This is a genomic window from Vibrio sp. S12_S33, from assembly GCF_963889785.1.
Lineage (GTDB): Bacteria > Pseudomonadota > Gammaproteobacteria > Enterobacterales > Vibrionaceae > Vibrio > Vibrio aestuarianus.
The window spans coordinates 17695-27008 of the sequence record NZ_CAWPQZ010000045.1; the positions used below are offsets into that span (position 1 = coordinate 17695).

Below are 9314 nucleotides of genomic sequence, written 5' to 3' on the forward strand. Positions count from 1 at the left end.
CAGGAGCATAATTACCTATAGGGGGAGTGGAATTATGCCGTTGCTTGGACACCTTGTTTTGCTCGCTCTCTTGCTCCTAATACCAGAGTTAAGCCGAATGCAACCACAAAGGAAATTAACATACCAATAACGTAGTAGCTGATTTTTTCAGGGTTTATGGAAATAATTCCCGGTAAACCTGCAGCGCCGAGGGCTTGAGCTTTCACGTTAAAGAGAGTGATGAATGCGCTTGCACAAGCTGAACCAATGATGGCAGCAATAAATGGATAGCGAAGTTTTAAGTTGACACCAAACATAGCCGGTTCAGTAATACCGAGTAGGGCTGTGATCCCTGAAGGTACCGCAATGCCTTTTAGTTTAATGTCTTTGGTTGTGAAGCCAACGGCTAGTGCTGCAGCGCCTTGTGCTACGTTGGACATTGCAGCGATAGGGAAGATGAACGTACCGCCAGTAACCGCGATGTCGGCTAAAAGTTGCGTCTCAATGGCAATGAAACTATGGTGCATACCGGTAATAACAAATGGTGCATAAATGAAACCGAACAATGCGCCACCAACGAAACCTGCAGAGTCATATAACCAGTTTAGGCCGTCACCAAGTAGGAAACCGATATCACGAGTGATAGGACCAACAAGGGTGAAAGTGACAAAACCAGTAATGAAAATAGCCAGCATTGGTGTTAATAAGTTATCCAGTACAGAAGGGATAACCTTACGCAGGCCGTTTTCAACTTTAGCGAGGATAAAGGCTGAAACTAAAACCGGTAGTACTGAGCCTTGGTAACCGACTTTTTGGATTTCAAAGCCAAGGATATTCCACGTTGGAATAGTTCCGGAGACTGATGCGCCGCCAAAACCCCAACCGTTAAGCAAGTCTGGGTGAACCATTAACATACCCAGTGCCGCCCCAAGGAACGGGTTACCACCAAATTTTTTCGAAGCAGAAAACGCTAACAAAACAGGTAAGTAAACAAAAGGTGCGTTAGCAAAGGTATTAATCATGCTTGCCAAATCAGCAAGGCCCGGATTAGCATCAATGAGTGATTGGCCTTCAATAAACAGACCAGTAGCCGTCAGGACATTGAATAGGCCCATCAACAAACCACCCGCAACAATCGCTGGAATGATTGGAACAAAAATGTCAGATAAGCCTTTCACTGCACGTTGAAAGACATTTTGTTTTTGTGCGCCCGCGCTTGCGACATCGTTGGTCGACATTTCTGCCAGCCCAGTTAATTTGGCCATCTCTGCGTAAACTTGATTTACGATACCAGAGCCAAAAATGATCTGATACTGGCCTGCGACTTTAAATTGACCTTTAACACCGTCTAAGGAATCAATAGCTTCTTCATTGACGATTGACTCATCTTTCAGCGCCAATCTTAAGCGTGTTGCACAATGAGCAAGTGCTTGGATATTTTCTTTTCCGCCGAGTTGCTCAAGTAATTTCTTTGCTATGACTGGATAGTTCATAACTCACCCCGATTCTTGTCTGTTCTGTTTATTGAATTAGTATGGTTTAAATATTTTAAATTTGTTTTGGGAACGTTTGCAGAATTAATTCTTGTGCAATAATTTGGGAACGTCAAAAGATAACCATTGATTATGTGAATTTGATCGCTAAAAGATAGGTCGCGAATTCTATAAACAGCGTTAAAATCACATTATATGGTCGATTGTCATTGCATGTTTTGCAAACAATCCCAATGCTGAAGAAATAAGGTTCTATATGTCGAGTTTGCACGATGTTGCTAAGTTAGCTGGTGTTTCAAAATCAACCGTTTCTCGCGTTATTAATGATGAGTATGGGGTTAAAGAAGCGACTAAAATCAAAGTGTTAAAGGCTGTTTCCGAGTGTGGTTATGTGGTTAATCAGGTGGCTAAAGATCTGAAATCCCAAAAGACCAATTTGATTGGAGTGATTGTACCGCGTGTTTCATCCCATGCGACAGCGCAAGGGGTAGACGGACTCAGTAAAATTTTTGAACAAGCGGGAAAGCACGTTTTACTCGCTAATACACATCAAGAGCATGAGAAGGAATTAGAATACATCCAAATCTTCAACCAAAAACGGGTGGAAGGCATTGTGCTGTATGCCACACATCTTGATTTATCGCTTGTGAATGCTATTAAGCAATCAAATGTACCCGTGGTACTTGTGGGGCAAGATGGTTCACTTCACGACATTCCCAGTATTGTTCATGACGATCTTCGAGTGGGGTATGAAGCTGGTCATCGATTGATTAATAAAGGCTGTAAACAGATAGGTTTTATTGGTGTTCAACGTGATGATGTCGCGGTTGATGTGCTGCGTTCACAAGGTCTAGAGCAAGCATTGACTCTACACAATTTAGAATTATTGTTTCACTTGCGTGGTGATTTTTCTATTGAGTCTGGATACTTACAAAGCAAAACACTAATGGAGCAATATCCGCAGCTAGATGGACTGTTTTGTGCGACAGACCGGATCGCGGTCGGGGCTATTAAAGCGTTACTAGAGTGTGGTATTGACGTCGGGAAACAGGTCAAGGTGCTTGGGGTAGGTAATGATGAGCTTGCCTTTATCAGCAACCCAAGCTTGTCGACATTTAACTATGCCTTTGATAAGGCAGGTGAAAATGCAGCGAAAATGTTACTTGAACGCATTGTTGGGCAAGGGAAAGAAATGAGTAAAGTCGTTTTGACTTTCCAAAGTATTGAGCGTGAGACATGCTGAATGATGCTGGTTTTTTATCCGTAATTGCTGAGTCTCACCTCTCATAATCGATAACTAGTTTTCCGTAACACTTGCAATAGTGAGCATTGTTTTATATTTTGCAATCGTTCCCATTTTATTGAGTGTAAGCAGATGTCATTTGAAGAAATTGTGAGTTTAGTGGGTGGTCAGGCCAATATTAAACGAGTTTTAGCACCAGAGAGTCAGGTTGTTATTTCAGTACATGATCATTCATTGGTTGGTGAATTGCCAAATGGTGCTGAGTTGATCGAAGTGTTAGGTGAGTGGCAGTTGTCTATGCCAAGAACCAACACCTTCCTTGACAAGCAGTTGGGTGAAATCGGTAAAGTGATCGCATCGCAACAACGACTTGATGCGGCTAAGCGACTCGTGAAAACGGAATGTCCATTTCGTCCTATTTGGCACGTCGCACCTCCACAAGGACTTCTAAATGACCCGAATGGCTTCATCTATCATCAAGGGCAATATCATCTTTTCTATCAGTGGTATCCGCACGCTTGTGCACATAAAGACAAATACTGGGTGCATTTAACCAGCGGTGACCTTATCAATTGGCAGTGGCGCTCGATCGCTCTCACACCATCAGACTGGTACGATAGCCACGGTGTCTATTCTGGGCATGCAGTCAGTCATGGTGATGAACTGATGCTGTTTTACACTGGAAATGTTCGACTCGGAGAGCAGCGTGATCGCCAAACGATGCAATGTATGGCGGTATCGAAAGATGGACTGCACTTTGAGAAATATGGTCCCGTTATTCGCGAATTACCGGAAGGTGTTACAGAACATTTTCGAGATCCTAAAGTGATTCGTCATGATGATAAATGGTTGATGTTGATCGGTGCACAAACGACTGATCTACAGGGTCGTGTTGCGGTTTATCATTCTGATAATCTGAAGGATTGGCAGTATGATGGATTGGCCGGCGATGATATCGCTCCAATGGGCTATATGTGGGAATGCCCCGATATGTTTGAACTTGATGGGCAAGACTATTTTGTGTTTGGTCCGCAAGGTGTGGAGTCACCTAGCCCTCATCACACGACGGTACACCGAAATCGTATTGCTAAAGTAATGTGGGATGATAAAGGTCTACCTCGTTTTTCTGAGTTGCAAGAACTCGATTCAGGCTTTGATTTTTATGCACCACAAAGTATGCAAACTGAAGACGGTCGCCGAATCATGTGTGGCTGGATGGGGTTGCCGGATGATGTTGACCACCCAAGCTGTGATAACGGTTGGATACATCAATATACAGCGATTCGTGAATTGAGTATCGAGCAAGGCCAATTAGTTCAGCGTCCGCTTCGTGAATTAGCACAGTTGAGAGGGAATTTGATAAAAATTGAGCTAGGCAATGAGCCCGTTGATCTCAAAACAAAAAGTTTTGAAATACAAACGACGCTGCCATGGGGAGCAACCTTGCGTTTATTTGAGTTAGGTGAGCAATATGTTGATATTACCTTAGATGCTGAAACGAAAGTTTTACGCTTAGATCGTTCTAATACATTGATTCGACATGGTGATGTTATTCGTGAACTTGAGTTAGATAGCGAACAAGTCGCTTTGCATATTTTATCTGACAGTTCATCTGTCGAAGTTTTTATCAATGACGGTCAAGCGGTAATGACGGGAAGAGTATTTACTGAACAAAATGCAACCCAATGCCGTTTGATTAATGCAAAAGCTGAGGTTGAATTTGCTGAAATGAAAGCAGCGGATGCAGCGCTTTATCCTTTGTAAGTTAGTAGTAATATGGTCACCATATTGGTGACCATAAATAATGGTGAGCAGTAAGTTGTTTAAAGAAATATGGGACGACAAATGCTCTCATTTGTAGTAGCTCATATCTGATCTTACAGTTTCGATGAATAGGGTTGGACTTCATCGGACAGACAGCTATGAGCGAGGAACCTGACGGTCGGACAAACTCGTTTTTGGACATAAGCAAGTTGCATCTTTTCTAATTTAGCACAACATGAATTACTAGAAGTACTGCAAAAAAATGCTTGCATGATTGTCCAGTATCACCGGAGCGGAACACTTTATACTTCGTAAAATTTTCAGTCTAACTTATTTCGAAAGAAACAAATGTATTTAACAAAAAGGTCTGAGATGTAATAAGCCTTATTAAAGAGTTGCTTTCGCTCTTCTATACTTGGAACATTCCCGTGAGCACGATTATTTCTCTCTTCTCGTAAAGTACTTAGATGATGCCCTTTCGTAACAATACCTTCCCTTACAACGCAAGCAATCATATTTACAAGTTTAGATGTATCTTTCGAACTAACCGTAATCGTTCCTTTATTTTTTTGCTCGAGGAGATATTGTTTCAATGTCGTTTCAAATAGCAAACCAAATTCAAATAGAGAAATATCAACATCATCGATTGTAAGAAATGAAAGTGGCCTTTTTAGCAGTTCCTTAGTTTTGATGTCTGACGTATATTTACTGACATCTATCTCAATTTTTTCAACAACTTCTTCATAATGATACACAGCAAAATAGTCGTTACCCTTTTTATACGTATGAATATCATTCATTCTGTCCAAATATGAGTAAAATGTTGGGCGAAGACAGCTAATGTTTTTTGACACTTCCTTATATAGATCTCCTTTTTTAATGGGGATATTTGGTTGTTCAAATAATATTGACCGAATTTCATCCTGAATTAATTCAAGAAGAAGGGTCTTTTCAGCTTTTACATCATCTAGTACATTTAGATCGTTACAATAGACTACTTTGCAACGCTTTCCTTTTTCTCTTCTTATATCAATCCCATCAGTAGATAAAAGCCGCTGACGAACACTGACTTCAGATAGGTTCGTCATAATAATTATTTTATTAGTTAACTTGGGAAAGTCGATTGGGTTACTTTCTTGGAGAGCTGTTTTTATTGCCTGATTAAAATACTTTACTGAAACTGACTTTCTCTTAGGCTCTTTAGTTAAACCTTGCATTCTCCATGTACTAAGAGCAAACTCAGATTTACCAACTCTTACGAATTTCGGTTGGTCATGGAGATATACTTTCAGTGAATTTTGGGATGCATCAGGCCTGAGCTTTGCCACGCGCTCTTTAATATCTGAGAACTTTAGGGGGGCACCGGCATCATGTAACACCTTTTCAATAGCTTCAATAATAGTGATATTATTTAAGTTACCCCACGCTGTTAAACCCCACTCACCACTCCTACCGATGGGGGTGAACCTACTGTCAGATACAAACTGGTTTTTTAGATTTGTCTCCTTAATAGGTGTGGAATAAGCTGATGATTTTGAGAGTAAATTTATTTCTTGAGCCACTTTAGCAAAGTGCATTGGCTTTCCGTGAGACTCTAAAATTCTTACCGCTTTATCTGCTGCACTGCGTAGCCTAGTAAACTTTACCGTTATTTTCTTTCCATCGTATTCTATATCTTTTGTAGCCAACAGCGCCATTTTAATCGACTCATTTGAAATCGCAGAATTCGATTTTCTTTTCTTTTTTGCTGAAACTATAAAGTCAAATATCGGAATGGACTCTGCTTTATCATAAATACTATCCAACGCTTGAAATATAGATTCAAACTCAGACTTTTTATATTTAACACTCTTGCACCAAGATTCACATATTTGTCCTCTAAAGCCTACAACAGATCTTGGGAACTTTATATAACCACAAACCTCCATAAATAGATCCAAGTAATTTTCTTCGAGAGTATCATCAAAAAACTCTAAGAATACCCTTTCAACATCATCTTTATTAAGCAGCCATTCAGTTATTTCAAACTTACTATTAAGTGCGGTATACGATTGAACAATTTTATTGCATATTTTCCACTCCTTTTGATTCAAGCCATCATTTAATAGCAAGCCTAATTCCTTGATAGATTTAGCTTCAATCTGCCGAACTCTTTCACGAGTAATATCGTAATATGTACCTAAATCTTCAAGGGTATACTTGTTTTCACCATTCAGTCCAAATCTTTTGTACAGTACATCTTTATCTCTTTCTAATTTTTTCGTCTTAAGTTTTGAAAAATATAATTCAACAATAGCTGGGAAAGATTCTACTAAATTGCCATTTGCGGAAGAAAGGTAAGTCTCCCTAGGATCAATAAGTTTTAAAACTTCTTCTTCTGAAGCAGATTCGATTGTATTTATAAACCTGAAAACTAATGCCTGACTTTCAGATATGGTTTTCGCCCCCACGCCATCCATCCCCGAAAAACCAGATAGAACTATTGATATTGCTTCATAGCTATTCTTGAGACGCCTAGTTGCTATAATATTTCGGGCACGCGCTGGTAGACCTATAGCATCAACTGGTATTTTGCTAGCTCTTTCGATAACTTTCTCAGACAACTCATCCGATTGCTTTTCTCTACAAACTTCCATTTTCATATCCATATCGTCAATCTGAACCTATATGCTTATCAGTTTATCACCAGCCCCTTTCATATCCAACAATGGCACAACTATATATCGCAGGTATGGGAGTAAAGACTGTAGTGGATTAGTAAATTTGATTATGTGTTCTAGGCATGATGAAAAGTAAGTCAAATTCCTAGGCTTGAAACTATGTTCAATCCTGCTCCAGCAAACTTTGGGGCAAGTCGAACGCCCGCTTTTGGTACGTTGCCAACTGTCAGATTAGATTGAGTACTGTTAATCGAACCTGACAAATAAAGTTAAGACTTATTCATCTCATTGGTACGATGCCTACCGCTATTAATTTGAACCGCGTTGCTGTGCTTTGCGAGCCAATTTTTCCGCACGCTTTTGCTCGATAAGTTGCGCCGCATCGCCGCCGATATGATCTTCACCGCGCTGTTTGGCTAGTTGCACCTGCTTTTCACGCTCACGAAAACGTGCTAGCTGCTCCTCAGTATGGGTACCCACGCATTTAGCACAACTTACACCTTGTTCGAAGTGAACGCTCTGTTTGTCTTTTTCAGTAATCGGTAAACGGCAGGCATTACATACTTGGTAATCACTTTCTTTTAAAGCGTGACCAACCGCCACTCGGCCATCAAAGACATAGCAATCACCTTGCCATAAACTCTCTTCTTCAGGAACTTCTTCAAGGTATTTCAAAATTCCGCCTTCAAGGTGATAAACTTCCTCAAACCCTTGTTCTTTCAAGTAAGCGGTTGATTTTTCACAGCGAATCCCACCAGTACAGAACATGGCTACTTTTTTGTGTTTTTCCGGTGCTAAGTTTTGCTTTACGTATTCAGGGAATTCTCTGAATGTTTCTGTGTGTGGGTTTTGTGCGTTTTTAAATGTGCCGATTTGGATTTCGTAATCATTACGAGTATCGACAACCAATACCTCTGGGTCGGAAATGAGAGCATTCCAGTTTTCTGGTTTGACATAAGTACCGACTACATGACGAGGATCTATGCCTTCCACGCCCATCGTCACAATCTCTTTTTTCAACTTAACTTTAGTACGGTTAAATGGCGGCTCTGATGCTAGGGACTCTTTGTAAACGGTATTCTTCAGGCTGGGTTCCGCGTCGAGCCAAGCCAGTAGCGCATCGATCCCTTTACGTGATGATGAAACAGTACCGTTAATACCTTCACTGGCAAGCAGAAGTGTGCCTCGAATTTGGTTTTCTTCCATCAGCTCAAGAAGCGGTGTTTGCAGCTCTTGGTAGTGGTTGAGTTCAACAAACTTATAGAGTGCACAAACGACATATTGGCTCATGGGTTACCTTTTATAAAAACGATATAGAGAATTTGGGCGCATTATAGCTAAGGGATGCACCGACAAATACCGACAGTTTCTAAGGACAATACAACGGTTTCTCGAAAGGAGAGTCCAAATGATAGGGATATACCATTCAGGCCACTCTTAAGCGGGATAAACCATAGGGAAATCCAGAGTTGGATGCGAGGCAACCAATGAGTGGTAGCCATATACTTGTTGAATTCGAGTTGAAGTTAATGCTTGCCGCGGTGGAGCATCGCAAACCAATTTTCCTTTATGTAGCATTACTATGCGATCAGCGTATTGAGCGGCAAGGTTGAGATCATGTAACACAACTACAACGGCACAATTTTCCTCGGTCGCTAATGTTCGCGCAATATTGAGCGTATTGTGTTGATGAGCAAGGTCTAAGGCGGATGTTGGCTCATCAAGCATCAGGATCTTTTTATCGCCTGAGTGGTGCAATTGCGTAAGCACACGCGCTAGGTGTAAACGCTGTTTTTCTCCACCAGATAAGGCAGGATAAAGGGTTTCTGCTCGTTCAACAATATCGGTTTTTTGCATGTAATGCAGTGCGATATTATGGGTTTGCTGTTGGCTCAAGAAAAGGGGAAGTGCACCTAATTCGACCACTTCTTGCGCTAGAAATGGGAAATTAAGCGTGCTTTGCTGCGGGAGTATCGCCAAATGTTTGGCTAAATTATTTGGCTGCCACGAATGTTGCTCAAGCCTAAAATAGTGTAGCTCAGCCTGCGATTTTATTCTGTGGATACAGAAAACCACGGGTTTACCCGTGGATGAATGCCTTTGGAGACGGTACGATGGATAAATGCAATATTACACCTCGTCCCATAGTGTCTATTACACGAAGTATCACGTAGT

General features: G+C 41.0%; 5 protein-coding genes and 1 pseudogene. 2 read left to right on the forward strand and 4 right to left on the reverse strand.

Annotated elements, in window-relative coordinates; all coding sequences use genetic code 11:
• Window positions 1-32: 32 nt before the first annotated feature.
• On the reverse strand, window positions 33-1472 hold the full coding sequence (locus AACW06_RS16110) for a sucrose-specific PTS transporter subunit IIBC (RefSeq protein WP_053312341.1): 1440 nt from the start codon (window positions 1470-1472) through the stop codon (window positions 33-35).
• 256 nt (window positions 1473-1728) lie between these two features.
• On the opposite strand from AACW06_RS16110, the gene AACW06_RS16115 reads away from it, so the two are divergent.
• Both AACW06_RS16115 and AACW06_RS16120 read left to right on the forward strand, forming a co-directional pair.
• On the forward strand, window positions 1729-2715 hold the full coding sequence (locus AACW06_RS16115; protein ID WP_192075852.1) for a LacI family DNA-binding transcriptional regulator: 987 nt from the start codon (window positions 1729-1731) through the stop codon (window positions 2713-2715).
• A 132-nt stretch (window positions 2716-2847) separates the two neighbouring features.
• Entirely contained in the window at window positions 2848-4479 is a 1632-nt protein-coding gene (locus AACW06_RS16120) for a glycoside hydrolase family 32 protein (RefSeq protein ID WP_192075853.1), read from the forward strand.
• A 320-nt stretch (window positions 4480-4799) separates the two neighbouring features.
• Here AACW06_RS16120 and AACW06_RS16125 read toward each other — a convergent pair whose 3' ends face one another.
• The 3 genes and pseudogenes from AACW06_RS16125 to AACW06_RS16135 form a co-directional block, all read right to left on the reverse strand.
• The gene (locus AACW06_RS16125) at window positions 4800-7121 is read right to left on the reverse strand and encodes a sigma factor-like helix-turn-helix DNA-binding protein (RefSeq protein WP_192075854.1); all 2322 of its coding nucleotides are present in this window, start codon (window positions 7119-7121) and stop codon (window positions 4800-4802) included.
• Between the two features lie 327 nt (window positions 7122-7448).
• Window positions 7449-8429 carry an oxygen-dependent tRNA uridine(34) hydroxylase TrhO gene (trhO, locus tag AACW06_RS16130; RefSeq protein WP_192075855.1) on the reverse strand — a complete coding sequence of 327 codons (981 nt, stop codon included), beginning with the start codon at window positions 8427-8429 and terminating at the stop codon, window positions 7449-7451.
• A 147-nt stretch (window positions 8430-8576) separates the two neighbouring features.
• Window positions 8577-9155: pseudogene (locus AACW06_RS16135) on the reverse strand (ATP-binding cassette domain-containing protein); the annotation flags it as partial.
• Between the last annotated feature and the right edge of the window lie 159 nt (window positions 9156-9314).